27 protein-coding genes are annotated in these 25,790 nt (G+C 63.0%); 17 read left to right on the forward strand and 10 right to left on the reverse strand.

All coding sequences use genetic code 11. The features are described 5' to 3' along the window. Positions 1 to 280 precede the first annotated feature (280 nt). From L867_RS0114550 to uxaC, 8 genes are all read right to left on the reverse strand, one after another. Entirely contained in the window at positions 281 to 625 is a 345-nt protein-coding gene (locus tag L867_RS0114550) for a cupin domain-containing protein (RefSeq protein WP_028737578.1), read from the reverse strand. A gap of 2 nt (positions 626 to 627) precedes the next feature. Continuing rightward, positions 628 to 1,389: a 2-dehydro-3-deoxy-D-gluconate 5-dehydrogenase KduD gene (kduD, locus tag L867_RS0114555; RefSeq protein WP_028737579.1), complete on the reverse strand. Its 762-nt coding sequence runs from the start codon at positions 1,387 to 1,389 to the stop codon at positions 628 to 630. Beyond that, positions 1,386 to 2,219, reverse strand: coding sequence for a 5-dehydro-4-deoxy-D-glucuronate isomerase (kduI, locus tag L867_RS0114560; protein WP_028737580.1), 834 nt, complete (start codon positions 2,217 to 2,219; stop codon positions 1,386 to 1,388). The genes kduD and kduI overlap by 4 nt, the downstream gene beginning before the upstream one ends. A gap of 25 nt (positions 2,220 to 2,244) precedes the next feature. After that, on the reverse strand, positions 2,245 to 3,018 hold the full coding sequence (locus L867_RS0114565) for a FadR/GntR family transcriptional regulator (RefSeq protein WP_037173442.1): 774 nt from the start codon (positions 3,016 to 3,018) through the stop codon (positions 2,245 to 2,247). Between the two features lie 9 nt (positions 3,019 to 3,027). Further along, a complete protein-coding gene (locus L867_RS0114570; RefSeq protein WP_028737582.1) occupies positions 3,028 to 4,308 on the reverse strand; it encodes a TRAP transporter large permease in 1,281 nt (426 codons plus the stop codon). Between the two features lie 3 nt (positions 4,309 to 4,311). After that, positions 4,312 to 4,926 carry a TRAP transporter small permease gene (locus L867_RS25330; protein ID WP_051438990.1) on the reverse strand — a complete coding sequence of 205 codons (615 nt, stop codon included), beginning with the start codon at positions 4,924 to 4,926 and terminating at the stop codon, positions 4,312 to 4,314. Positions 4,927 to 5,053: 127 nt separating this feature from the next. Then, positions 5,054 to 6,031: a TRAP transporter substrate-binding protein gene (locus L867_RS0114580; RefSeq protein ID WP_028737583.1), complete on the reverse strand. Its 978-nt coding sequence runs from the start codon at positions 6,029 to 6,031 to the stop codon at positions 5,054 to 5,056. 49 nt (positions 6,032 to 6,080) lie between these two features. Next, on the reverse strand, positions 6,081 to 7,487 hold the full coding sequence (uxaC, locus tag L867_RS0114585; protein ID WP_028737584.1) for a glucuronate isomerase: 1,407 nt from the start codon (positions 7,485 to 7,487) through the stop codon (positions 6,081 to 6,083). A gap of 214 nt (positions 7,488 to 7,701) precedes the next feature. On the opposite strand from uxaC, the gene L867_RS0114590 reads away from it, so the two are divergent. From L867_RS0114590 to L867_RS0114645, 12 genes are all read left to right on the forward strand, one after another. After that, a complete protein-coding gene (locus L867_RS0114590; RefSeq protein ID WP_051438991.1) occupies positions 7,702 to 8,757 on the forward strand; it encodes a Gfo/Idh/MocA family protein in 1,056 nt (351 codons plus the stop codon). 185 nt (positions 8,758 to 8,942) lie between these two features. After that, the gene (locus L867_RS0114595) at positions 8,943 to 9,656 is read left to right on the forward strand and encodes a FadR/GntR family transcriptional regulator (RefSeq protein WP_028737586.1); all 714 of its coding nucleotides are present in this window, start codon (positions 8,943 to 8,945) and stop codon (positions 9,654 to 9,656) included. Positions 9,657 to 9,719: 63 nt separating this feature from the next. After that, the gene (locus L867_RS0114600) at positions 9,720 to 10,694 is read left to right on the forward strand and encodes a sialic acid TRAP transporter substrate-binding protein SiaP (RefSeq protein WP_028737587.1); all 975 of its coding nucleotides are present in this window, start codon (positions 9,720 to 9,722) and stop codon (positions 10,692 to 10,694) included. Positions 10,695 to 10,765: 71 nt separating this feature from the next. Next, positions 10,766 to 11,341: a TRAP transporter small permease gene (locus tag L867_RS0114605; protein ID WP_028737588.1), complete on the forward strand. Its 576-nt coding sequence runs from the start codon at positions 10,766 to 10,768 to the stop codon at positions 11,339 to 11,341. A gap of 3 nt (positions 11,342 to 11,344) precedes the next feature. Then, positions 11,345 to 12,751 carry a TRAP transporter large permease gene (locus L867_RS0114610; protein WP_028737589.1) on the forward strand — a complete coding sequence of 469 codons (1,407 nt, stop codon included), beginning with the start codon at positions 11,345 to 11,347 and terminating at the stop codon, positions 12,749 to 12,751. 57 nt (positions 12,752 to 12,808) lie between these two features. Beyond that, positions 12,809 to 13,870, forward strand: coding sequence for an L-idonate 5-dehydrogenase (locus L867_RS0114615; RefSeq protein WP_028737590.1), 1,062 nt, complete (start codon positions 12,809 to 12,811; stop codon positions 13,868 to 13,870). A gap of 385 nt (positions 13,871 to 14,255) precedes the next feature. Continuing rightward, the gene (locus L867_RS25335; RefSeq protein ID WP_210163641.1) at positions 14,256 to 14,702 is read left to right on the forward strand and encodes an IclR family transcriptional regulator; all 447 of its coding nucleotides are present in this window, start codon (positions 14,256 to 14,258) and stop codon (positions 14,700 to 14,702) included. Between the two features lie 392 nt (positions 14,703 to 15,094). Beyond that, positions 15,095 to 15,907: a transporter substrate-binding domain-containing protein gene (locus L867_RS0114625; RefSeq protein ID WP_051438992.1), complete on the forward strand. Its 813-nt coding sequence runs from the start codon at positions 15,095 to 15,097 to the stop codon at positions 15,905 to 15,907. 64 nt (positions 15,908 to 15,971) lie between these two features. Continuing rightward, positions 15,972 to 17,252 carry an NAD(P)/FAD-dependent oxidoreductase gene (locus L867_RS0114630; RefSeq protein ID WP_028737592.1) on the forward strand — a complete coding sequence of 427 codons (1,281 nt, stop codon included), beginning with the start codon at positions 15,972 to 15,974 and terminating at the stop codon, positions 17,250 to 17,252. A 16-nt stretch (positions 17,253 to 17,268) separates the two neighbouring features. Beyond that, positions 17,269 to 18,240 (forward strand): amino acid ABC transporter permease, encoded by a 972-nt coding sequence (locus L867_RS0114635; protein WP_028737593.1) that lies wholly within the window; start codon positions 17,269 to 17,271, stop codon positions 18,238 to 18,240. Continuing rightward, a complete protein-coding gene (locus L867_RS0114640; RefSeq protein ID WP_028737594.1) occupies positions 18,230 to 19,114 on the forward strand; it encodes a DMT family transporter in 885 nt (294 codons plus the stop codon). Before L867_RS0114635 ends, L867_RS0114640 begins: the two co-directional genes overlap by 11 nt. A gap of 17 nt (positions 19,115 to 19,131) precedes the next feature. Continuing rightward, the gene (locus L867_RS0114645) at positions 19,132 to 19,884 is read left to right on the forward strand and encodes an amino acid ABC transporter ATP-binding protein (RefSeq protein ID WP_028737595.1); all 753 of its coding nucleotides are present in this window, start codon (positions 19,132 to 19,134) and stop codon (positions 19,882 to 19,884) included. A gap of 40 nt (positions 19,885 to 19,924) precedes the next feature. On the opposite strand, the gene L867_RS0114650 is transcribed toward L867_RS0114645, so the two are convergent. After that, complete coding sequence (locus L867_RS0114650; RefSeq protein WP_028737596.1) at positions 19,925 to 20,737, reverse strand: PfkB family carbohydrate kinase; 813 nt, start codon at positions 20,735 to 20,737, stop codon at positions 19,925 to 19,927. 138 nt (positions 20,738 to 20,875) lie between these two features. Beyond that, positions 20,876 to 21,889, reverse strand: a complete 1,014-nt coding sequence (locus L867_RS0114655) for an SIS domain-containing protein (RefSeq protein WP_028737597.1) — start codon at positions 21,887 to 21,889, stop codon at positions 20,876 to 20,878. Positions 21,890 to 22,110: 221 nt separating this feature from the next. Here L867_RS0114655 and L867_RS0114660 point away from each other — a divergent pair, with 221 nt between their 5' ends. The 5 genes from L867_RS0114660 to L867_RS0114680 all read left to right on the forward strand — a co-directional run bounded on the left by L867_RS0114660 (position 22,111) and on the right by L867_RS0114680 (position 25,576). Then, the gene (locus L867_RS0114660; protein ID WP_028737598.1) at positions 22,111 to 22,842 is read left to right on the forward strand and encodes a GntR family transcriptional regulator; all 732 of its coding nucleotides are present in this window, start codon (positions 22,111 to 22,113) and stop codon (positions 22,840 to 22,842) included. 329 nt (positions 22,843 to 23,171) lie between these two features. Then, entirely contained in the window at positions 23,172 to 23,351 is a 180-nt protein-coding gene (locus L867_RS27720) for a hypothetical protein (RefSeq protein WP_028737599.1), read from the forward strand. Next, positions 23,288 to 23,626 (forward strand): nitrate- and nitrite sensing domain-containing protein, encoded by a 339-nt coding sequence (locus L867_RS28170; RefSeq protein ID WP_332308400.1) that lies wholly within the window; start codon positions 23,288 to 23,290, stop codon positions 23,624 to 23,626. The genes L867_RS27720 and L867_RS28170 overlap by 64 nt, the downstream gene beginning before the upstream one ends. A gap of 45 nt (positions 23,627 to 23,671) precedes the next feature. After that, positions 23,672 to 24,259 (forward strand): ANTAR domain-containing response regulator, encoded by a 588-nt coding sequence (locus L867_RS0114675; protein WP_051438993.1) that lies wholly within the window; start codon positions 23,672 to 23,674, stop codon positions 24,257 to 24,259. Positions 24,260 to 24,307: 48 nt separating this feature from the next. After that, positions 24,308 to 25,576: a CmpA/NrtA family ABC transporter substrate-binding protein gene (locus L867_RS0114680; RefSeq protein ID WP_037173448.1), complete on the forward strand. Its 1,269-nt coding sequence runs from the start codon at positions 24,308 to 24,310 to the stop codon at positions 25,574 to 25,576. Positions 25,577 to 25,790 lie beyond the last annotated feature (214 nt).

Genomic DNA, 25,790 nt, shown 5'->3' on the forward strand with positions numbered 1-25,790 from the left:
CCGGTCGGTTACAAACCGGGGCCTTGCCGACCGACGATGATCCGTTCGGGGGATGGACTTTCCATCAAAGTCCATCCCCCGAACAACACTAATTGCCGACCTCCGGGCATTTCAGCACCGTCGGCGCCCGGAACGTCGTCGCTCCGCGCCCGCAGGATGGCTTGGAACTATTCATGATGATCCGCTTTCGTGAGGTCCTCTTGACGCCCCGGCGATGGTCCGCTTTTTGATCTCGACGTGGATGGCATCCTCAAAGGAACTCACCACACTGTCGGAGGGCCTATCGCTCCAGGAAGTCGGCGCGGTGCGGCGTGAAGCAATCGACCAGCCGACCCTTTTCCAAAGCCCTTACCCCGTGTTGCAGGCCAGAAGGCACGATGAAACTGTCGCCCGCCGCCAGCATCTCGGTCCGACCGTCGATCGTCACCTCGAAGGCGCCCTCAGCGACATAGCTCGACTGTACATGCGGGTGGGAATGCATCCAGCCCTCGCCGCCTTTCTCGAAGGCGAACTCCACCATCATCAGCTCGTCCGTGAAGCAGACCACGCGGCGCCGGTTGCCGTCTGGGGTCGTGGTCCACTCTCCCTCGGAGGCGCGAACGAAAATGTCTCTTTCCTTGGTCATGATCACCTCGCCAACCAGCCGCCGTCGACGGGAATGACGGCGCCGTGCATGTAGTTGGATGCGCGGGCGAGCAGGAACACCGCGGCATCGCCGATATCGTCGGCCACGCCCCAGCGACCGGCCGGGATGCGCTCGAGGATGGCCTTGCTCCGGTCCGGATCGCTGCGCAACGCCTCGGTATTGTTCGTCTCGATGTAGCCGGGAGCAATCGCGTTGACGTTGATGCCCTTCGCCGCCCATTCGTTGGCCAGTAGCCGGGTCAGCCCGAGAACGCCGTGCTTCGACGCCGTGTAGGACGGCACACGGATACCGCCCTGGAAGGCGAGCAGCGAGGCGAGGTTGACGATCCGTCCCCCGCGCTTCGCCGCGAGGCAGTTTCGGCCGAAGGCCTGCGACAGGAAGAACAACGACTTGAGGTTCACGTCCATCACGTCGTCCCAGTCCTCCTCGGTGAAGTCGACGCTGTCGGCTCGGCGGATGATGCCGGCATTGTTGACAAGCCCATCCAGCGGACCGGCGGCCATCAGGTCATTCAGCATGGCGACCGCGGCCTTCGTGTCGCTGATATCCGCGTTGACCGACAGGAAATCGGCCCCTTGAGCCGCTACCAATCTCGCCGTCTCGTCCATCGCCGACCGGCCGATGCCGACCACGGCGCCGCCGGCGCGGGCTATCGCCACGGCAATGCCCTGTCCGATGCCGGTATTGGCGCCGGTAACGGCGATCCGCTTGCCCACCAGCTCGAAGGCGGAAAGGTCGGTCACCGCAGCTCTCCCATCGCGACGGGATCAACGTCGGTGTAGTCGACATTGTCGCCGGCCATCGCCCAGATGAAGGCGTAGTTGGCCGTGCCGCAGCCCGAGTGGATCGACCAGGCGGGCGACAGCACCGCCTCTTCGTTGGCGATCAAGATGTGGCGAGTCTCGGACGGTTCGCCCATGAAGTGGAAGACCCGGGCCGTCTCGGCGAGATCGAAATAGAGATAGGCCTCCATGCGACGGTCGTGCACATGGGCCGGCATGGTGTTCCACACCGATCCCTTCGCGAGCTGCGTCATGCCGACGACCAGCTGGCAGGTTTCGATCGTCGTGGTGAACTGGAAGATCGAACGCTCGTTGGAGGTTTCGGGACTGCCGAGGTCGAGACGCTTGGCCTTGTCGAGGGTGATCGGCCGCGTCGGGCATTTGCGGTGCGCAGGCGCCGACAGGAGGTAGAATTTCGCCGGATTTTCCGCGTCGGACGAGGTGAAGCTCACCTCTTCGCCGAGGCCCACATAGAGCATGTCCCGCGTGTTCAGCCGGTGCGGCTCGCCGCTGACGACGACGGTGCCCTCGCCGCCGATATTGACGGCAACGAGCTCGCGGCGCTCGAGGAAGGACTGCGTGCCGACCGGCTTGATCGCCTCCAGCTTCAACGGCTGGCGAACAGGAACCGCGCCGCCGACGACCATGCGGTCGTAATGGGTGTAGGTGAGGCTGATCTTGCCCGGCTCGAACAGGTTGGCGAGGTGGAAATTGTGGCGCAGCTCATCCGTGCCCATCGTAGCTGCGGCTGCAGGATCTATGGCGAAGCGGGACGTGTATTCGGTCGTCATTTAACCTTGCTTTCGTTTGGAAATTTCAGGTCTGCGTCTCGCGCGACGCGCGTTGCTGGTAGCCGGCCTGCTGGCCGGTCAGGCGTTGCCGGTAGCGGTCCTGTGCCGCCTTGAGATGCGCACGCATCGCGTCGCGCGCGGCATCCGCGTCGCCGGCCGAGATCGCCTGAAGGATCAGAAGATGCTCGCGCTGCAGGCGGCTCAGATAGTCCTCCGACAGCACCTCGATCGAGAACCACGGCGAGTTGCGGTCGCACGGGATGGTGCGGTCGCCCAGCGCGTCGAGGATCTCGACGTAGAACGGATTGTTGGTCGCCGCGGCGATTTCGCGGTGGAAGGCGAAGTCGGCCTTTCCGGTCGGCTCGCCGCGGTGCAGCAAGCGTTCGAATTCGAAGAAGGCCTCCTGGATGCTCGCCTCCTGCGAGGGGCTTCGACGTTGCGCAGCGAGCCCGGCACTTTCGATCTCGATGCCCATGCGCACTTCCAGCACGTTGACGGCCTGGCTGATGCGGTTTCCCATGTCGGCGGTGATGGCGCTGATCTTGCGCGTCGGATGGTCGAGAACGAAAACGCCGGCGCCGTGCCGCGCCTCGACCAGACCTTCGGCTGCCAGCACGGCCACGGCTTCACGTACAACCGTGCGGCTGACGCCGAAGATCTCCGTCATGCGCGATTCGGTCGGCAGCTTTTCGCCGACGGCGAATTCGCCGGCGAGGATCTGGCTGCGCAGCGTCTGCACCACCGTCTCGAACAGCTTCGGCTTGCGCTCCACGCGTGCATCCAACAGATTTTCAGTCATGGCCATTTCCTACTTGAAGACCCCCGGCAGCCAGAGTGACAGGGACGGGATATACGTGACCATCAATAGCACGACGATGCCGGCGCCATAGAAGGGCCAGATCGAACGCATGGCTTCCCACACCGAAATCTTTCCGACCGCGCAGGCCACGAACTGCACCCCTCCGACCGGCGGCGTGTTGAGCCCAATGCCGTAATTGAGGATCATGATCACGCCGAAATGCACCGGATCGACCCCATAGGCCATGGCGATCGGCAGGAAGATCGGCGTGGTGATGATGATCGTCGGCCCCATGTCCATGAACGTGCCGAGGACCAGCATCAGCACGTTGAGCAGCAAGAGGATCACGATCGGATTTTCGGAGAGCGTCTGCATCCAGGCGACCAGGGTCGCCGGAACCTTGAGGAAGGCCATGAGCCACGAGAACGCCGCCGCGCAGCCGATGATCAGAAGCACCATCGCCGTCGTGCGCACCGCTCCCATGGTGGCGTGGACAAAATCCTGCCAGCGCAGTTGCCGATAGACGAAGACGGTGATGAGCAAGGCATAGATAACCGCGATGCAGGAGCTTTCGGTCGCGGTGAAGATACCCGAACGCACGCCGCCGAAGATGATGGCGATAAGCAGCAGGCCGGGGATGGCGGCGGCGAAGAGATGCAGCGCCACCACGAAGCCCGGGAAGGGCTCGGTCGGATAGCCACGCTTGCGCGCGACGATATAGGCGGTGACCATCAGCACGCCGGCGAACAGCAGGCCGGGGATGATACCGGCGGTAAACAGGTCGGCGATGGAGATCGTGCCGCCCGCCGAGATCGAATAGATGATCATGTTGTGCGATGGCGGCAACAGCAGCGCGATCAGGGCGGCCATCGAGGTGACGTTGACCGCATAGTCGGCACCGTAGCCGCGCGCCTTCATCTGCGGGATCATCAGGCTGCCGACGGCTGCGGCCTCGGCCACGGCCGAGCCGGAGATGCCACCGAACAGCGTGGAGGTCAGGATGTTGACCTGGCCAAGCCCGCCGCGCAGATGTCCGACGACGGTCGCGGCAAAGGCGACGATGCGCCCGGCGATGCCGCCGCGAACCATGAGGTCGCCGGAATAGATGAAGAAGGGGATCGCGAGCATGGAGAACACGCTCATGCCCGAATTCATGCGCTGGAAGACCACCAGCGGCGGCAAGCCCATGTAGAGGACCGTCGCCAGGCTCGAGACACCGAGGCAGAACGCGATCGGCGTGCCGATCAGCATCAGGAAGGTAAACGTTCCAAAGAGGATCCAGAGTTCCATCGCTTAGCCCTTCTTGCCTGCATGCTCGGCGACGCCCTGAACGAAGTCGGCGGCGTCTTTCTGAACGTCAGGAATGTTTTCGAGCTCGACGGCCACTTCCGTCGGGGCGATCCCGTCGAGAATGTCGTCGATCGGGGCGCCGAGCGCGCGCATGACGATACGTTCGAGGGAAAAGAGCGCGATGAGGACTCCGCCGCCCACCAGCGGGATGTAGTCCCAGGCGCCGGATATGCCGAGGGCCGGCAGCGTCGTGCTCCAGGTCAGCGTGACCAGGTTGCTGCCGTACCAGACCATGCCGAGGCCGAAGGCGAAGATGACGATGTCGGAAATCATCCGCAGCCACTTTTTTGCGGCCGGCGGTAGCGCATAGAGGAGCACGTCGAAGCCCATGTGGTTGTTTTCCCGCACGCCGACCGCGGCGCCGAGGAAAATGAACCAGCTCATCAGGATGACCGCGCCGGATTCGGTCCAGCTCGGCGAATCGTTGAGCACATAACGGCAGAAGACCTGCCAGGCGACGATGGCCGTCATGACCACGAGCCCGGTGCCCGCACAATAGAGGGCGACGGTATTGAGCCTGGACAGAATGGGCAGGCCTAGTCGGAGTTGGTTGGACATGGGGTTTGGCGCCTCCTGACCCTTCAGGTGCCCGAAGGGCCGGACCATGGGTCCGCGATCTAATCTGTCGAAAGCAACGCTTGCCCCTCCGTGGCCGTGGCCAGACGGAGGGGCCTCGGCGCTACGCTTACTGCACCGCCTGCACGTCGGAGACGAGCTTCTTCAGGACCTCGTCGGTGATGTGCTTGTCGTAGACAGGCTTCATGGCATCGATGAAGCCCTGCTTTTCGACCTCGTTGATCTCGGCACCGGCATTCTCGACCAGCGCGCGCGATTCCGCGGTCTTGGCCGCCCACAATTCGCGCTGCTTGGCCACGCTGTCCTTGGCCGCCTGCTTGAAGATCTCCTGATCCTCGGGCGTCAGCTTGTCGAAGGCCGCCTTGTTCATGACGAACACTTCCGGAAGGATCGTGTGCTCGTCCATCGAATAGTACTTGGCGACTTCGAAATGCTTGGCGGTGTCGTAGCTCGGAAAGTTGTTCTCGGCACCCTCGATGACGCCGGTCTCGAGCGAGGAATAGACCTCGCCATAGGGCATCGGCGTGGCGTTCGCGCCGAGTGCGGCGGTCATGTCGACGAAGATGTCCGACTGAATGACGCGGAACTTCATGCCCTTGATGTCGTCGACCGTCTTGATCGGCTTCTTCGAGTTGTAGAACGAGCGCGCGCCTGCGTCATAAAAGGCAAGCACAACGAGACCGGCCGGCTCGAAGGCTGCCTTGATCTGGTCGCCGACCGCGCCGTCCATCACCTTGTGCATGTGATCTTCCGAGCGGAAGATGTAAGGCAGAGCCGGAACGATCGTCTCCTTCACGGTACCGTTGAACGGCGCCATGGACACGCGGTTGAGCTCGATGACGCCGGAGCGGACCTGCTCGATCGTGTCCTTTTCCTCGCCGAGCTGGGCCGAGTGATAGACCTCCACGGCATAGCGCCCCTGCGTGCGCTCCTTGACGAGTTCGCCGAAATATTTGACGCCCTCGACGGTCGGATAGCCGTCCGGATGGGTATCGGACGATTTCAGCACGGTCTCGGCCGAGACAGCGCTGGCGAAAAGCATCGAGACAAGCGCGACACCGGCCCACAGTTTGGTCATTTGCAACATTTTCTCCTCCCAGTTGGCGGACGTTGTGTCCGCTGTTGCAGTCATAAAGTCAGAGTTTGTACGCCCTCTTCGCCAGGCCATAGGCCAGGTCGAGCGCCAGTTCATGCGCCTCGTCCTCCCTCAGCCGATGCTCGGCGACGAGGCGTCCGAGGAAGGCGCAATCGACACGGCGGGCGACGTCGTGGCGCGCCGGGATCGACGGAAAGGCGCGGGTATCGTCGTTGAAGCCGACCGTGTTGTAGAAGCCGGCGGTCTCGGTGGTCATCTCGCGGAACCGGCGCATGCCTTCCGGGCTGTCGTGGAACCACCACGCCGGCCCGAGCTTGAGCGCCGGATAGACGCCGGCGAGCGGCGCCAGTTCGCGCGCATAGCTCGTCTCGTCGAGCGTAAACAGGATGATCGAGGCACGGGGATCGGTGCCGACGGCGTCGAGCAATGGCTTCAGCCCGCGCACATAATCCGTGCGGGTGGGAATGTCGAAGCCCTTGTCCCGGCCGAACTTCCCGAAGATGGCGGGGGAATGGTTGCGCCATGAGCCGGGATGGATCTGCATGACCAGCCCATCCTCGATGCTCATCCTCGCCATCTCGGTCAGCATCTGCGCCCGAAACAGCGCGCGCTCGTTCTCGTCGGCTTTTCCGGTCCGCACCTTGCCGAACAGGATCTCGGCCTCGCCGGTGCCGAGATTGGCGGTCTGCGCCGAGGAAACACCGTGGTCGGTCGCCGTCGCACCGAAGGACTGGAAATATGCGCGGCGATTGCGGTGCGCGTCCAGATAGCCCTGCCAGCGTCCGGTATCGCAGCCGCTGATATCGCCAAGGGTGTCGAGACCGTCGAGAAAGCCCTCGAAATCCGGATCGATCACCGAATCCGGGCGATAGGCCGGGACGACACGGCCCTTCCAGCCGCTGTCGCGGATCTTTGCATGCCTGGGTAATTGATCGAGGGCACCGTCCGTCGTCGAGATGACTTCGATGTTAAAGCGTTCGAACAGGGCACGCGGCCGAAAGGCGTCGGTGGCCAGTTGGGCAGCGATCGCATCATAGCAGGCGTCGGCATTCTGGGCGGTCAGCGGCGACGTGATGCCGAAGAGGTTCTCGAGCGTGTAATTCAGCCAGAGCCGGGTCGGCGTTCCGCGAAACAGGTAGTAGTTCTCGGCGAAGAGGCGCCAGATCCTGCGGCCGTCCGTCTCGACCGGCGAACCGTCGAGCGTCGGTACGCCGAGGTCCTCCAACCGGATACCCTGGCTGAACAGCATGCGGAAAATATAGTGGTCGGGAACGATCAGCAGCTGGGCCGGGTCCGGAAAGTTCTCGTTCTCGGCATACCAACGCGGATCGGTGTGGCCGTGCGGACTGACGATCGGCAGATCCTTCACCGCGGCATAGAGGTCAGCCGCTATGGCGCGGGACGCCGGGTCGGCGGGAAACAGCAAATCCGGGGCGACAAGGCTCATGAGATAGACCGCTCCTCCTTCGGCCGACAAAGGGGTAAAATCAATCAGACGTCATGTCAACATACAAAAAAACATCAGTCGTATGATGACTTTTGCTTGACCGCATGGGCTCGCCTGCGCACTGATAGCGCCTCGGACGGGCGGGAGGAGCCGCGCTGCCGATCATCGATACTGCCATCGCTGCCGCTGAAGTCCCGGTGCTGGGGCAATTCGCATGCTGGAGGAACTTGCCGTGACGGTCGCCCAACCCCGAAAACTGCGGGCCGGCATCATCGGCCTCGGAATGGCCTCGGGGCCGCATGCCCTGAGCCTGCTCGACCTGCAGGACCGGGTCGAGGTGGTCGGCGCCTTCAGCCCGACCGAGGCGCGGCGAAAGGCCTTCGCCGATCGGTTCGGGCTGCCCGTGGTCGACAATGCCGACAGCATCTTCGACGATCCGTCCATCGACTACGTGATCGTCCTGACGCCGCCAAACACGCATCTGGCCCTGGTGGAGCGCGCCGCAGCGAGCGGCAAGCACGTGCTTTTGGAAAAACCGCTGGAGATCTCGCTGGAGCGATCGCGGCAGGTCATCGAAACGGCCGAGCAGGCCGGCATCAAGCTCGGCATCGTGCTGCAACGCCGGTTTCGGCCCGTCTTCACGGAAACGGCAAGGCTGATCGGCGAGGGCATGCTGGGTGAGATCGTCTCGGCCTCGCTGCGGCTCTGCAATTGGCGGGATCAGAGCTACTACGACGCGCCCGGCCGCGGAACGCTGGCGCGGGACGGCGGCGGCGTGCTGCTGACCCAGGCCATCCACACCATCGATCAACTGATCGTTTTGGCAGGTCTGCCCACCCAGGTCACCGGCTTCGCCGCGACCAGCTCCGTGCACAGGATGGAAACCGAGGATCTCGTCCACGCCGCCCTTCGCTTCGACAACGGTGCGCTCGGCGCCTTGAGCGCAACCACGGCGGCCTATCCCGGCTTCCCCGACCTCATCGAGATTGTCGGCACGCGCGGTACGGCCCGGCTTGAGGGTGACGGCGGGATCATCCATCTCATGGACGGGCGCCGGATCGACCTGCACGACGGTTCTCCCGACGGCGGCAGCGGCGCAGACCCCATGGCCTTTTCCCACGCCAACCACCGCGCAATGCACCAGGATTTTCTCGACGCGGTCACCACGGATCGGCAGCCGCGCGCCTCCGGCGCCGAAGCGCTGAAGGCCCATCGCCTGATCGACGCCATCTTGCGCACCTCGGCGACCGGCCAGCTTGTGGATGTCTGACGAGCGGCGCGCCGATCGAGGAAGGACAGCCTCAGCCATGCCCCTGCCATGGCTAGAACGAAGCCTGGCCGGCAAAGGCACAACCAAGCGGGGTTGACTCCAAGAAATTTTACGCTCTTATGGAGAAATTGGTAAGGCCACCTTACCACATGCATGGGGAGATGCGTGTTGAGGGAGTTCGCGGGATGTTTGTGACCTTGGAGCCGCGCCGCCTGTACAGGCAGGTCGCGGACCAGATACGCGTGCTGATCGAGGCGGGCGAGCTGGTTGTCGGCGGACGGCTGCCGGCGGAGCGCGACCTCGCCGAACGGTTCGGCGTTTCCCGCCCGACCGTGCGCGAGGCCCTGATCGTGCTGGAGGTCGAGGGCTATATCCAGATCCGCATGGGTTCGGGCGTCTACATCGCTCAGAAGCCGGCAACGGTTCCCGTCATCCGGCCGGCCGAGGAGGTCGAAGGTCCCTTCGAGATCCTTCAGGCCCGCTGCATCGTCGAGAGCGCCATCGCCGAAGAGGCCGCCCGGCACCCTTCGCCCGAGGGCATCGCCCGCCTCGACGAGATGCTGGCGCGCATGCAGGCCTCGGTCGACCAGCCGGAGCGTGCCATCGCCGCCGACTTGGCCTTTCATGCCGCCATCGTCGACATGGTCGGCAATGCGGCCCTGCGCCATTTCATCAGCCTTTTGATCGACAAGCGGACTTCGCCGTATTTCGAGAAGCTGGCGAGCTATTTCGAAGGTCCGCACACCTGGCAGCGAGCCGTCGAGGAACACAAGGCCATCCGCGACGCCATCGCCGCCGGCGATTCGTCTGCGGCGCGCGAAGCCATGCGTCGGCATCTGACGCTGGCGCAGAAGAGATTCTCAGAAAGCTTCGGGGAGGAGCCGGTGAGAGAAGACTGATCCTGGCGCCCTTGTGGCGGAGGATCGGGAGACAGAAGTCTGAAATCAATTCGGGAGGAAAGAATGACATTCAGATTGACAACCGTATTGGGCGCAACCGCCCTTGTCCTGGTCTCAGCCCTGGCCGCACAGGCCGAAACCGTGCTCAAATGGGCGCATGTCTATGAAACGTCGGAGCCCTTCCACACCGAGTCGGTGTGGGCTGCCGAGGAAATCGCTAAGCGCACCGAAGGCCGCTACAAGATCGACGTCTTTCCGGCCTCGCAGCTCGGCAAGGAAGCCGACATCAACCAGGGCCTGAAGCTCGGCACCGTCGACATCATCATCTCCGGCTCGAGTTTCGCCGCGCGCGACTTCAAGCCGATCGGCGTGACCTATTTCCCCTACATCTTCCGCGATCCCAGCCATCTCCTGGCCTATACCAAGAGCGACATCTTCAAGCGGCTCTCCAAGGGCTATGAGGACGCCACCGGCAATCACATCGCCTCGGTCACCTACTACGGCACCCGCCACACCACCTCCAACAAGCCGATCGCGAAATGCGCCGACATGGCCGGCCTGAAGATCCGCGTACCGGATGTCCCGGCCTATCTCGCCATGCCCCGCGCCTGCGGCGCCAACACCACGCCGATCGCCTTTGCCGAAGTCTATCTTGCGCTTCAGAACGGCACCGTCGAGGCCCAGGAAAACCCTCTGACGACGATCGAGGCGAAGAAGTTCTACGAGGTGCAGAAGAATATCGTGCTCACCGGTCATATCGTCGACCACCTGAACACGGTCGTTTCCAAGACCCTGTGGGGCAGCCTCTCAGACGCCGACAAGGCGATCTTCACCGAGGTCATGCAGGAAGCCTCCGCCCGGGCCACGAAGATCATCGAAGAGCGCGAAGACAAGCTCGTCGGCACCTTCAAGGAAAAGGGCATCAACGTCGTTGAAGTGGACAAGTCCGACTTCGAAAAGACCGTGCTCGAAAAGGTGACCTTCGAGGAATTCGGCTACGACAAGGCCGACTGGGAAGCGATCCGCGCCGTGAAGTAAAGGCGCGTCTCCCGGCGCCCCCGCGGCGCCGGGTTTCACCCTCGTGAATTCCGCTCGCTGGAGCTTTCAACATGACAGACCCAAAACACGCGCCAATCAGCGTGGACGAGATGGCGCATGCGTTCGAGGAAGAGACCGGCCCGGCCGATCTGTCGCGCTACGCCGTGGAAGACTGGCTGACGCTGGCGATCTTCTGGGGCATGGCCCTTTGCGTCTTCCTGCAGTTCTTCACCCGCTATGCCCTGAACAACAGCCTGGCCTGGACGGAAGAAATCGCCGCCAACTGCCTCGTAGTCATCGTCTTCCTCGGTTCCGTCATGTGCGTACGCATGTGCCGCCACATCCAGGTCGATCTGCTTTACCGGCTGATGTCGAAGCGCAGCGCGCGCCTGCTGCAGGGGTTCGTCGACCTCGTCGTCATCGGTTTCTTTGCCTACACCACCTGGCTGATGTGGCGCTATGTGGCGGTGGTCGGCAGCGAGCGCATGGTCACCGTGGACCTGCCGCGCGGCATCGTCTTCTACACGGTTCTGGCCGCCTTCGCCCTGATGTTCCTGCGTTCGGTGCAGAACCTCGTCAAGGACATCACCAGTTCCAAAACGGTTCGTGAACAGGCTGAAGAAGCCGACATCCCGGCAGGAGTTTGAACAGTGCTGCTTCTCATTGGTGCATTCCTGCTTCTCATGATCCTCGGCACGCCGGTCGCGGTTGCCATGGGTGTGGCGTCGCTGTCCTATCTCCTGGTCTATGGCGTCGCGCCCGACATCATCGCCGCGCAGCGCATGATTGCCGGCGTGGAGAGCTTTCCGCTGATCGCCGTTCCCTTCTTCATCCTCGCCGGCAATCTCATGAACATCGCCGGCGTCACCGGCCGCATCTACCATTTCGCCCTGTCGCTGGTCGGCTGGATGAAGGGCGGCCTGGCCCAGGTGAACATCATCGGTTCCGTGGTGTTCTCCGGCATGTCGGGCACCGCGCTTGCGGATGCGGCGGGCATCGGCACGATCGAAATCAAAGCGATGAAGGATCACGGCTATCCGGTCGAGGCCGCCGTCGGCGTGACCGCGGCCTCGGCGACGCTCGGACCCATTTTTCCGCCGTCCCTGCCCTTCGTCATCTACGGCATGATGGCCAATGCCTCGATCGGCGCGCTGTTCATGGCCGGCATCCTGCCCGGCATCGTCATCACCGCGCTTCTGATGATCACCGTCTACATCTTCGCCCGGCGGAACGGCTGGGGTTCGGATACGCCGTTCGAGCTGCGGCGGTTGGCCGGCGCCTCGCTGGAAGTCGTCGTCGTGCTGTGTTTCCCCGCGGCGATCTATCTGCTGATCATGGCCGGCCTTTCCGTCAATGTCGCGGTGCTGATCGGGCTGGCCCTGCTCGTGGCGCTCGACTGGTACTTCGATTTTCACGCCGTCATGGCGCTGATGACGCCGGTCCTCCTGATTGGCGGCATGACGATGGGATGGTTCACGCCGACCGAAGCGGCGGTCGCCGCGGTGATCTGGTCGCTGTTCCTCGGCCTGGTGCGCTACCGCACCATGACCTTCCGGGCGCTGGCCAAGGCCTCCTTCGACACGATCGAGACCACGGCTTCGGTGCTGTTCATCGTCACGGCGGCATCGATCTTCGCCTGGCTGCTGACGGTCAGCCAGGCAGCGCAGCTGTTCTCGGACTTCATGTTCTCGCTGACCGACAACTGGTGGACCTTCCTTATCCTGGTCAACGTGCTGCTGCTGATCATCGGCGCTTTCCTCGACACGATCGCGGCCATCAGCATCCTGGTGCCGATCCTGCTGCCGATCGCCGCCCGCTACGGCATCGATCCCGTGCATCTGGGCCTCATCATTACGCTCAACCTGATGATCGGCCTCCTGACCCCACCCGTCGGCATGGTCCTCTTCGTCCTGTCGCGGATCTCGAAACTGTCGGTGGAACGCACGACCATGGCCATCCTCCCCTGGATGATCCCCTTGTTCGTCGCCCTCTTGCTGATCACCTTCATCCCGGCGCTGACGCTCTGGCTGCCGACGCAGCTCGGCCTCATCCGCTGACCGACCCGCCTGCGCGCTTCGGCGCGCGGGCGCCATTGTTATAAACAGAGAGAAAACATGCTGACGCGGGTGGCACGCCTATACGGAACACGCGACTTGCGGGTCGAGACGCAGCCAATGCCGCCGCTCGGACCGGGCGAGGTGCTGCTGTGCATGGCCGCCGGCGGGATCTGCGGATCCGATCTGCACTATTACCAGGACGGCGGGTTTGGTCCGGTGCGCGTCCGCGAACCGATCATTGCCGGCCATGAGGCGTCGGGCTTTGTCGAGGCGGTCGGCGAAGGCGTCGATCCCACCAAAATCAGGCCCGGAATGCTGGTCGCCGTCAATCCGTCACAGCCCTGCGGCCAATGCCACTATTGCCGGCTGGACCAGCCCATCCACTGCCTGTCCATGCGCTTCATGGGCAGTGCCATGCGCGTGCCGCACGAACAGGGCATGTTTCGCGACCGGATGATCGTGCCGGCGATCCAGTGCCACCCCGTTTTCGGCGATGTGACGCCGGCGGAAGCCGCCTGCGCGGAGCCGCTGGCCGTCTGCCTGCATGCCGTGGCCCAGTCGGGTGTGCTGACAGGCGCAAAAGTCCTGGTGACCGGCGCCGGGCCTATCGGCCTGTTGACCGTCGCGGCGGTCCGCCATGCAGGCGCCGCCGAAATCGTCGTCACCGATCTGAGCGACGCGGCGCTTTCCCGGGCCCCGGCCATGGGCGCCACCGCCACGCTCAACGTGGCGAGCGACCCCGACGGTCTCGCTCCCTGGCAGCGGGACAAGGGACAGTTCGATGTGGTCTTCGACTGCTCGGCGGCGGGTCCCGCGCTGCGCTCGGCCTTCGCAGCCCTGAAGCCGCGCGGCACGCTCGTGCAGGTCGGCGTGACCGGCGACATCACCATTCCACTCAACGCCCTGGTCGGCAAGGAAATCGTCTGGCGCGGCTCGCAGCGCTTCGACCGCGAATTCGCCGAGGCGGTGGCGCTCATTTCCAGCCGGACCATCGACGTCCGGCCGATCATTTCCCACGCATTCCCGCTCGAACAGGCGACCCAGGCCTTCGAGCAGGCCGGCGACCGCAGCGTCGCCTGCAAGGTCCAGATCACCTTCGGCGACGCCCTCAGACCATAGAGGACAGAAACGATGAGACATGCATGGCGGTGGTTTGACCCTCTCGACAAGGTGACGGTGCGCGATGCGGCGCAAGCCGGAGCGGAAAGTATCGTCAGCGCCCCGCACGCGGACAAACTGGATAGCATCCCATGTTCCTGAGCGGCTCGAAACGACGGAGCTACCGGTATCATCGGTGAGCACTCGCGCTCCTGCTTTGACTCAAGTTCCAAAGGATTATCCCCGCCGAAATCGTGCACGCAACTCCGCGAGACTTTGCACCTCGCTGTGAAGTGGCGGCGGAGTTGGAGCGTCCGCACTCGGGAATCCATGTAACCGATTGATCGCTCTTTCATGTCGACCAGGAAGTAGGTTGGAAAGAGGTGCGATTTGGAGAAAGGGTAATATGGCTGCCGACGTGGGCGAAGAGGAAAAACAGAAAGCGTCACGCAGCCAGACGCTCGTGCGTGGGCTCAAGATCCTCGATGCGGTCTCCGACCGACCGCGCAACATCGCGGAAATAGCGTCGCTGACGGGGCTCACCTTCAGCACCGTGCATCGAATCGTGTCGGTGCTGCTGGAGCGACGCTATCTCAAGACCGAGAACCCGCGCGAATTCGCCCTCGGTCCGCGCCTGAACGAACTCGGTTTCGCTGCCTGTTCCCAGACCGATCTGGCGCGCGTGGCCCGACCGCGGCTGGAGGATCTGTCGCGCGAGACGCGCGACACCGTTCATCTGGCGCAACTCGACGGCTGGGAAGTCGCCTATCTCGACAAGCTGCGCGGCGCCCGCCCGGTTGAGATCAGTTCGCGGATCGCCTGCCAGGCCCACGCCGCCGGCAATACTGCATGATTTGACCGCTTGATGAATGCATCCGCGCGCTCCTCCCAGATAGCGCGTCTTCGTTTCTGGCATGCGCTTATTATGGCGCAGGGGAAAAGGGTGAGCCAAACGCAAATTGTGTCCAACAAGCGGACAGAACCCTTCAGGCAGGTCAATGCGAAATTCAGAAGCGTGTCTTCGCGACCCTGCCGGACAGACGCAAGAGAGGCCACGGCGCCAGGCGCGCGCCCGCAATTCCATCAACGCCGCGAATAGCACTATCAGTTTGTTTCATGGCCACCTGCTGCATTCCCGCTTGACTCGATCAGCATCCGTTTTCAAGATGTGTTGTCAGACATCTTACATATCCGGGAACAAAAAAGGCTGACATGCCGAAGGAGGACTGCTTGAACAGATTGCTCATGAAACTCGCCATTGGCGCCACCGCCCTGGCAATGGCCGGCATGGCCCATGCCGGCACGACGCTCGACCGCGTCATGGAAAAGAAGGCCATGGTCGTGGCCACCAACAGCGGCTGGCCGCCGCAGAGCTTCCTCGACGACAACAACGAGATGGTCGGCTTCGACATCGACGTGTCGCGGGAAATCGCCAAGCGTCTCGGCGTCGAGGTTACCTTCGAAACGCCGGACTGGCAGACCCTGACCGGCGGCCGCTGGCAGGGCCGTTACGATCTGGGCGTCGGCTCCGTCACCCCGACCAAGGCGCGCGCCCAGGTCATCGATTTCGTCGGGATCTACTACTACAGCCCCTATGTCTACGTCGTGCACAAGGACAGCGAGGCGAAATCGGTCGCCGACCTGAAGGGCAAGATCATCGGCGTCGAGACCGCCACCACCTCCGAGGACTTCGTCCGCCGCCAGCTGGAAATCGATGCACCGGGCCTTCCGCCGATCGAATACAAGCTGGAGCCGGGCGAAATCCGCACCTTCGCCGACAGCATGCTGCCCTTCGACGACCTTCGCCTTGGGCCGGGCGTTCGTCTCGATTCCGTGATCGCGCCTGAGCAGACCGCTCAGAACGCCATCAAGAACGGTTATCCGCTGCGCGTCATCGAAGGCGAGTACGCCTTCCGCGAACCGCTGGTGGTGATCGCCGAGAAGGTCGATCCGGAATGGACCGCCAAGGTCGGCGGCCTGATCGAGGAGATGAAGAAGGACGGTACGCTCGCGACCCTGACCACCAAGTGGTACGGCAAGGATTATAGCGCCGACTGATCGACAAGCCCGTGGCGGTCTTCAACACCCGCCGCGGGCTTTCCCAACCACGGATGCTTCCCCAATGTCTTATCCCGATACCTATTACGCCCGCACCATGGCGGACACCGCCACCCGCCCGTCTCTCTCCGGCCCGGTCGAATGCGACACCGTCATCGTCGGCGCAGGCCTTGCTGGTCTGACAACCGCGCTTGAGCTGGCAAGGGCCGGCCAGCGTGTCGTCGTCCTCGAGGCGCAGAGCGTCGGCTTCGGCGCATCCGGCCGCAATGGCGGTTTCGTCGGCCCGGGCTATTCGACGGGAACGGATGCCATCGCCCGCATCGCCGGCACTGAAAAGGCGCATCGGCTCCATCTCCTGTCGATCGAGGGCATGGACTATGTGCACAACAGCATTCGCGACCTTTCCATCACCGATGCGGCGCCCACGAGCGGCGTGCTCAGCGTCCTGCGCTACGACGGCGGAGCGGACCTCAAGGCCCATGCCGACGAGTCCCGGCGCAAGTATGACTACGAACTGGAATACCTGGAGACCAGCAAAGTCCGGCAGCGGCTCAACTCGAAGCGCTATTTCCAGGGGCTGCGCGACGGACGCTCCTTCCACATTCATCCCTTGAACTATCTGCGCGGCCTTGCCGCCGCGATCGAGACGCTGGGCGGGCGCATCTACGAAAATTCCCCTGCAGTCAGCGCCAGGCTCGACGGCGCGTCCAAGCAGATCGTCACGGCGGGCGGGCGGGTCGATGCCCGCCAAGTCGTCTTTTCCACCGGTGGCTATACCGGAGCCCTGAACCCGCGCCTCAAGCGCGCCTTCCTGCCGATCGCCACCTATGTGATGGTCAGCGAGGAGGCGCCCGACCTGATCACCTCGGCGATCGCCACGACCGACGCCATCGGCGACAATCGCCGCGCCGGCGACTACTACCGCGTCGTGGACGGCGGCCGTCGTCTGCTCTGGGGCGGGCGCATCACGACGCGGGCAGGGTCCACCGAGGCCCTTGTGCGCGAACTGCGCAGCGAAATGGTCAACACCTATCCGCAACTGGCCGGCTTGAAGACCGAACTCGCCTGGTCGGGACTGATGTCCTATGCCCGTCACCTCATGCCCCAGATCGGCGAAATGGCGCCGGGCGTCTGGCATTGCACGGCATTCGGCGGACATGGCCTCAACACCACCGCGATCGGCGGCAAGGTCGTCGCGGAGGGCATCCTCGGCACCAGCGACCGTTACCGGCTGTTCGAACCGTTCGGGCTGGTGTGGGCCGGCGGACTGGCCGGGCTTGCCGTCGCCCAGTTGACCTATTGGAAACTGCAGATGCAGGATTGGTGGCGCGAGCGCGCGGCCTGAGAAACGGGATCCCACGATGATTGGCCGACTGATACTTACTTATCCCGAAACATCACGCCGCCTCGGCGGGCTGCTGACGCTGCTCGTCTTCGTGGCGGCAATCTACAGCCTCGGCATATCCTCCGCCTGGATCGGATACATCGTCCCGCCGGCTGCCGGCTGGCTCGAAGGCAATCCCCAGCGCGGACGGCTGGTCTCGGCGCTCGTCATCGCGCTGATCGCCGTGGTCAACTGGAAGGCTTTGCGGCAGTTGTCCCGCCGCCAGCAGATCGTCGGCGTCTGGCTCGAGCTCTTCGCCCTGCTGATGGTGTTCTTCTACTCCTTCGACCTGTCCTTCACCTTCATCGCCAAGAAGATCGGCTTCCTGATCAGCCAGGGCGTCGTCACCACCCTCTACATCTCGGCCATCTCGATCGTCATCGCGACGCTCATCGCCCTTGCTGGCGCGATCGCCAAGCTGTCGAAGAACGGCGTGATCTACGGACTGGCGACCTTCTACACCTCGCTTTTCCGCGGCCTGCCGCTGCTCATGCAGATCTACATCATCTATCTCGGACTACCGCAGGTGGGCTATGTCATCGGGGCGGTACCGGCCGGCATCCTGGCGCTCTCCCTGTGCTACGGCGCCTATATGACCGAGATCTTTCGCGCCGGCATCGAGAGCATCCATCGCGGCCAGAGCGAAGGCGCAACCGCACTGGGGCTCAATTCGAGCCAGACCATGGGTCTCGTCATCCTGCCCCAGGCCATGCGCGTCATCATCCCGCCGACGGGCAACCAGTTCATCGCCATGCTGAAGGACTCCTCGCTGATCTCCGTCGTCGGCGTGTGGGAACTCATGTATCTGGCGCGCACCCAGGGCCAGACCGAGTTCCGCCATATCGAGATGCTGATCACCGCGTCGATGATCTACTGGCTGCTGTCGATCGGCCTGGAGTTCATCCAGTCGCGGGTCGAGGAACGGTTCGGGCGGTTCAATGTCCGATAGGACGGTTGGCGAGGCCGGCCCCGGCGCCGAACCCCGGGCCAACGGGCGGGGAATCCTCATCGCGGTCATGGCCTTTGCCGTGTTTTCCGGGACGGATGCCCTCGTCAAGGTGCTGGCGATCGGGGTGTCGGCACCGCAGGTGACCTTCATGGTCACCTTGATCGCGCTCGTCGCCCTGGTCGCCTACGCCGCCGCCACCGGCCAGCTGCGCCTCTTGCTGCCGCGTCATCCGGGGCTCGCCTTCCTGCGGGCGCTTTTCCTCGCAGCCGATACCATCCTGATCCACTACGCCTTTTCGGTGCTGCCGCTGGCTGACGCCTATCTGCTGGCCTTTCTCACCCCGCTCCTCGTGGCCCTGATGGGCTTCGTGCTGCTCGGCGAGAGGCTCTCCGCTCTTGCCTGGATCGGTGTCGTGGTCGGGTTCGCCGGCGTGGCCGTCGCCCTCAAGCCCGGCCTCGTCGTACTCAATCTCGGCCATCTCGCCGCGTTGGCGTCCGCCGTCTTCTTCGCGCTTTCGCTCATTCTGCTGAGGAGAACCAAGGCGCAGGAAAGCGACATGGCGCTTGTCGCAAGCCTTCTGCTCGTGCTGACGCCGGTGGCCCTGGCCGTCGCCATGACGACCGGCAGGGTCGTGCCCATCGGTCTTGCACAGACGGGCCTCGTCATCCTTGCCGGCCTCCTGCTGCTGGGCGGCCATGCCCTGCTGGTGCGCGCCTTTCGCGTCGGCGAGGCATCCGTCGTTTCGGCCTCGCAATACAGCCAGATCATCTGGGGCTGCATCTATGGCTTCGTCCTGTTTGCAGCCCCCATCGAACTCCACACGCTCCTCGGCGCGGCAATGATCGCCGTGTCAGGGTGGCTCGTGCTCCAGTGACAACAAGGAACAAGACCATGGCCAGCGCGCCTGCAACCGAACCCGCGATCATCCTGGAAGGCGTCCACAAGTGGTACGGCCATTTCCATGCCCTGGACGATGTCTGCCTGTCCGTCGCGCCGCGCGAACGCGTCGTCATCTGCGGGCCGTCGGGTTCCGGCAAGTCGACGCTCATCCGCTGCGTCAATCGCCTGGAAGCCCATCAGCAGGGCCGCATCATCGTGGGCGGGGTCGAGCTCGACGAGGATGAAAAGAAGGCCTGTGAAATACGCCGCGACGTCGGCATGGTCTTCCAGCATTTCAATCTCTTTCCGCACCTGACGATTGCGGAGAACTGCATGCTGGCGCCGATGTGGGTGAAGAAGATGCCGAAGGCCCAGGCGCGCGAACTGGCGATGCACTTTCTCGGGCGCGTGCGCATCCCCGAACAGGCCGACAAATATCCGGGGCAGCTGTCGGGCGGTCAGCAGCAACGCGTCGCGATTGCCAGAGCCCTGTGCATGAACCCGCGTGTCATGCTGTTCGACGAGCCGACCTCGGCCCTCGATCCGGAAATGGTCAAGGAAGTGCTGGATACCATGGTCTCGCTGGCAGAGGAGGGCATGACCATGGTCTGCGTCACCCACGAAATGGGTTTTGCCAAACGCGTGGCGGACCGGATCATCTTCATGGACCACGGCCGGATTGCCGAGGAAGGAACGCCCAAGGCGTTCTTCGAGAACCCGCAGACGGAACGCGCGCAGCAGTTTCTCAGCCAGTTGCTGCACTGAGGTACCGGGAGGCGGCGTCCGAAAGGACGCCTCAATCCACTTATAGCGGCGCCGGATCCTGCGGAAAACCGCCGATATGGCCGCATGTCACGGCCGCGCAGTCCCGTCCCCTTTCGAGACAGGCCGCAAGATCGTGCCCGCGAAGCCGGGCATCGAGAAAGCCTGCGATGAAGCTGTCGCCGGCACCCGTGGTGTCCACAACCTCGACCGGAGCGATCCCGGCATCGGCCCACGTCCGCCCGTCGGTCGCCAGCGAACCTTCGCTGCCGCGGGTCACCACGGCCATCCGGGCGCCCTGGGCAAGAAGATCCCGCGCCAGCGCTTCGGCGCCTTCCCTGTCCTCACCCGCAGAACCAAAGGCGATGCCCAGTCCGGAAACGCCGAGATGGGCCTTGTCGTTGTTGACCGAGATGTCCTGCGACAGGCCGACACCCTGCGCGGCGAGCGCCTGGCGAATCCGGCCACCGTCGGTGATCCATCCAAGATGGACGTGATCCATGGTCGCCAGTACGGACATTTCCTCCGCGCTGGGAAGATAGTCCCGGCAGACGCCGAAATCCTCGAAGGCAAAGACCCGATCGCCCGAGGCCGTCAGTTCGATATTGGTGTAGGCCGTCGTGCCCGCCACCATGCGCAGATGATCGGTCAGAACGCCGCTCCGTATCAGGAGATCGCGAACGCGTGCGCCGTCCGCATCCAGTCCCACCGCGCCGAAATAGGAGGTTTCGTGCCCCAGGAGCGCCAGTTGCACCGCCACATTGATGGCATTGCCGCCCACCAGGGTCTGCCCCACCGGCGGCATGAAACGATCGACGCAATTGTCACCCACGACGGCAAATCGCAAACGGGACATGGAACCTCTATGGCTTCTTCACGGGGAGAAGCCGCAGGCGCCCCGGGACGCCTGCGGCCTGTGTGGTCGTCACCGTCGACCCGGAGCGCCCGGGGGCGGCCTGGCAATGACGCGGGTCGATCTTGGTATCAAGGCGCCTTAGTAGGCAACCCGCTTGTAGTAGCGACGCGTGGTCAGCGGATGGTTTCGCATGACCTCGAGATGCGCGCTGATCCGCTCCAGGACCGTGGCCAGCAAGATCGGCGAAACGAGGCGACGTACCTCCTGGGAAATACCCGGCAGGTCGAACTGCGCCGTATCGAGAACGGCGAGCTTGTCGGTATAGGTCGGCACGAAATTCTCTACCCGCTCGGCGAGCGGACGGCACTCGTCCTCCCCTTTGAAAAGGATGACGCTGACGCCCTGCTCGACAAGCTCCAGCGTTCCGTGGAAGAAGTCCGAGGCATGCACCGGGCGCGTCTTGATCCATTGCATCTCCTCGAGAATGCACATCCCGTAGTAGAAGGCTTCCGGCCAGGCGTTTCCGGCCCCGGTGATGATGTGGAAATCGGACCCGGCGAGGACCCTGGCGAAGGCTTCCGCCTTCGGCTCATAGGTGCGCTTGACCTCCAGCAGCAGCTTGGGAAGGCTCTGTAGCTCCGAGACGATCTGGTCGTGGTTCAAAAGCTCGCCGCGATGCTTCATGATCGAAAGCGCGATCAGGAGCGACTGCAGGTAGAAGGATTCGCACGACGTATCGTCTTCGGCAAAGTTGACGAAGACGTGGTCGCCACCCTTGCCGAGCGGCGTTTCCGCATGGCCGACAAGCGTGAGAACGGTTGCGCCGATTTCCTTGACCTTGGCCAACAGCGCGACGCTCTCCTTGGTCGTGCCCGACAGGGACGGCATGATCACGATGGACTTGGCGGTCATGTTGGCGGAGCCGGTGATCGCCAGTTCCGCCGTCATGTCGAGGAATGCCGGGAAGCGCGACCGGCGCTGCAGCAGCTGGCAGGCAGGCTGCATCAGGATCGCAGCACCGCCGGTTCCGAGGAAAAAGACATTCTCGGCACCCGCCTTCAGGCAATCGGCGATCACCTGGTCGAATCGCTTGGCAAGCTCTGCCGCTCCGGACTGGATACGAAGAAAGCGGGGTTCGTCAAAATTCAGCATGTTCTGGCTCTCACTCATAGACCGCGGCATCGACCGCCTTGCGCATTTGATTGTGTTGTAAGACAACTGACATCTCCGGAGAATTCTGTCAAGCGTACGCCGCTGAGCCTCCTTAAGGGGGAAGTATGGATCCCCACCGGCGTCGCCATATGGTCAGGCTTGACCGGTCAGAATTTGTCAGACAATGAAGAAACGAGACACATGAACAACGAGGCACCGAGGTGGACGAACCCATCCGCGATCCGCGCACCCTGGCCATCAGGCTGCGAGACCGAATCGCCGAACTCATTCGCGACGAAGGACTGAAACCCGGCGACAAACTTCCGACGGAAGCCCAGCTCACCGACCGTTTCAAGATTTCGCGGCCCGCCTTGCGCGAGGCGCTGAAGCTGCTGGAGCAGGATGACATCATCTACGTGACGCACGGCAGGGGGCGCTTTGTCTCCGCCATGTCTGCGGTGCAGGTGGAGCGTCCGATCACGGTCTTCGAGAGCGTCACCGACATGACGCGACACTACGGCTATTCGACCAGCAACAAGGTCCTGTCCATTTCGGAAGAGGCGCCCGACAAGATCGTCCGGGAAAGGCTGAGGCTCGGTCCGAAGGACCGTGTCATCCGGCTGGAGCGGCTGCGGCTGCAGAACGACGTGCCGATCCTCTACTGCGTCGACTTCATTCCCCGCGGCCTCATCCCCGCCAAGCTCTATGACATCGACTGGTCGGGCTCCCTGCTCGACCTGATGGAACAGAATCGCCAGCGGCCGCGCATGTCCGCGGCGACCGTCTCCGCCGTGATGCTGCCGGAAGACGTGATCGAGCGAAACGATCTGCGCGACTTCGGCCCGGCCCTGAAGATCGTCGAGACCTGCTTCAACGCGGCCGGCGAACCGGTCAATCACGCCGTCGACTACCATCGCGGCAGCCATTTCTCCTTCAGCCTCGTCCGCAAATAGACCACGCGAACCGCCGAAAGCCTGCGGGCAAAGAAACAGAAGCACCCTCTCCGTCACTCCTCACAGCCCATCGGCACGGCACAAGCGATTGCGCCGGCTGTTTGTACCGCCACAGGCATCGGCTTTGCGAGCTCGCTACTCTTTGCCCGCGTGCCAAGTCACCGCTCCAGAACGGATTGAATGCCGTCCGTTGGCAGCAAGACGCCGGCCAAAGGCCGATCCTCGCTGCAACCACCGCGATGGAATGTCGACCATTCCCGGACAATCGCTTCATGACGGGGCGATCGACACGGGCACGCAAGCCTCGTCAGTGGGGTGTTTCAGTGAGTATGACCGACATTTCCATCCGCAACCGTCTCTGGCTGGCGGTGGCGTTGTCCCTGTTGGCGGCGAGCCATCTTGCCGCCGTCCAGCTCTCAGGCATGTGGAGCACCCAGACCCGCATGTGCGAGGTCGTGATTCTGAGCGAAAACATGGCCAGGAACGGGCAAGCGGCAACGCCATCCTGACGGCGGGTGCGGGCCAACCGGCTCGGATCGCCGCCTTCTCCCGGTTCGCGGGTACCCGGGATGCGCTTCTGAAGAACCTTCGGTCCATGCAGAGCGACGATGTTCGCCCCGCCTGGGCCTGCGCGCGCAACAGTGCGGCGATCACCGCAATCGAAGGCGCCCGCGACCGGATCCTTACCGGCGACACCTTGCCACATGCCGGTCAAGGCGAAGACCACTGGCGCGTCAAGCAAATGCACAATTTTTATGCCATTTCATTTTCGGCACAAAAATAGGCAGACATACTTGCGCACCCCGTGCCATTGCGGCATGAATTTGCCATGAAACATCTCGACCTCACCATCCTCGTCATCGATGAGAATGCCGTACGAGCGGCCATCATCGAAGAGGGGCTGCGCGAGGCCGGCCATGTTCATGTGACCGTTGCGCATGAAGTTCAGGGCATTGCCCGCACCATCGAGACCCTCGCTCCCGACGTCATCATCATCGACATCGAAAATCCAAACCGGGACATGATGGAACATCTCTTCCAACTGACCCGGTCGGTCAGCCGGCCGATTGCCATGTTTGTCGATCGCTCCGATACCGCATCGATTGAAGCCGCCGTGGATGCAGGCGTTTCGGCCTATATCGTCGACGGTCTGCGCAAGGAGCGGGTAAAACCGATCCTGGACATGGCCGTCAGTCGCTTCAATGCGTTCAACCGACTGCGGCGTGAACTCGCCGACGCACGCAATGCTCTTGAGGAGCGCAAGGTGATCGAGCGGGCAAAGGGCATCCTCATGAAGATGCGGGGCCTGTCGGAAGAGGAGGCCTTCACGCTGATGCGCCAGACAGCCATGAACGAGAAGAAGCGGCTTGCCGACATCGCCCAGTCGGTGGTGACAGCCGCCGGAATGATGCTGTGAGGGGCAGAGGTCAAGCCCCTGATGCCCGGAGGGGCTGGAGTGTTTAGGATGACGACGATCAAGAGCAATGACGGGGGTCTGGCCTTTCCGGCCAGGATCGGCGAACCCGAACAGAAGACCCTGCGCGCCGGGTTCATCCCGCTGATGGATGCATCGGTCCTGCTGGCAGCAGCAGAGATCGGTTTTGCCGCCCGCGAAGGATTGTCGCTGGATCTCGTGCGCGATGTCTCCTGGGCGAATGTCCGCGATCGGCTGGCCTTCCGGCAGTTCGATATCGCCCATATGCTCTCCCCCATGCCGGTGGCTTCGGCACTCGGGCTCGGCTCCAATCCATCGCCAACAATGACCCCCTTTTCGCTTGGCCGTGGCGGCAACGCCATCACGCTATCGGTTCGCGTTTTTGAACGTATGCAACAGGTTTCAGGGATAACAGATCATTCCGGAGCCCTGGAAAATGCAAGAGCACTCGCCGCCGTCATTGCCGGTCGGCGGGCTTCGGGCGAGGCACAATTGACGCTCGGAATGACCTACCCCTTCTCGTCGCACAACTACGAATTTCGTTACTGGCTAGCCGCCGGAGGCATCGACCCCGACCTGGACGTCAAGCTGGTGGTCGTTCCCCCACCCATGACTTCGGATGCCCTTGCAGCGGGCGTGATCGATGGCTTCTGCGTCGGCGCGCCCTGGAATATGATCGCGTCTGAACGAGGTGTGGGGCGCATCGTAGCAGCCAAACAGGACATTTGGCCTTCAGCGCCGGAGAAGGTGATCGGCATCCGCCCGGATTGGGCGGAGCGCAATTCCGACACTGTCAGAAGGCTGATCGTTGCACTCGACGCTGCTGCCTGCTGGTGCGATCAGGTCGAAAATCGGACACAGCTTGCCGAGCTTCTCTCGCAAGACCGTTACATCGCAGCACCGGTCGACATCATCAGGCAAGTGCTTGAAGGGGAGTTTTCCCTGGACGCCAAGGGCACCAAGCGCGTCGTCAAGGATTACTTCCTGTTCCATCGACAGGCTGCGAACGAGCCATCCGCCCGGCAGGCCCTCTGGATCTACAGCCAAATGGTGCGCTGGGGGCAAACGACGCTCAGCCCGGGATCAGCCAAAGCTGCGGCATCCGCCTTCCGCAGCGATATCTACCGTGAGGCACTGGGACTAGCCGCAGCACCCGATGATCTATCGCCTGCCGGGATGGCACCGGATGACGCCTTCATGGATGGCATGATCTTCGACCCTACAGACATAAAGGGCTATGTTGAGGGGTTTGCTGTTCGCTCTCATCATGCCGCATTGCGCGCTTCGGATGAGGCCTGACGAGATTTGCACTGCACAATGATTTGGCGGCCGTTCGGCAACAACGCTTTGAATTTGTGCATCCGCATCCCGCGCAAGACGCGGAAAAAAGTTCAAAGAAGAGAAAGTTGAACTTGGAATCAAGTATTTACGAGAAAAGCAAAAAACTGGCACGGTGATTGCTTTGAAGAATATGCCGCGGTCAATGGCGACCGACAGGCAGATGCGCGCTTAA

The sequence above is a fragment of the Paenirhizobium selenitireducens ATCC BAA-1503 genome, from assembly GCF_000518785.1.
Classification (GTDB): Bacteria; Pseudomonadota; Alphaproteobacteria; order Rhizobiales; family Rhizobiaceae; genus Allorhizobium; species Allorhizobium selenitireducens.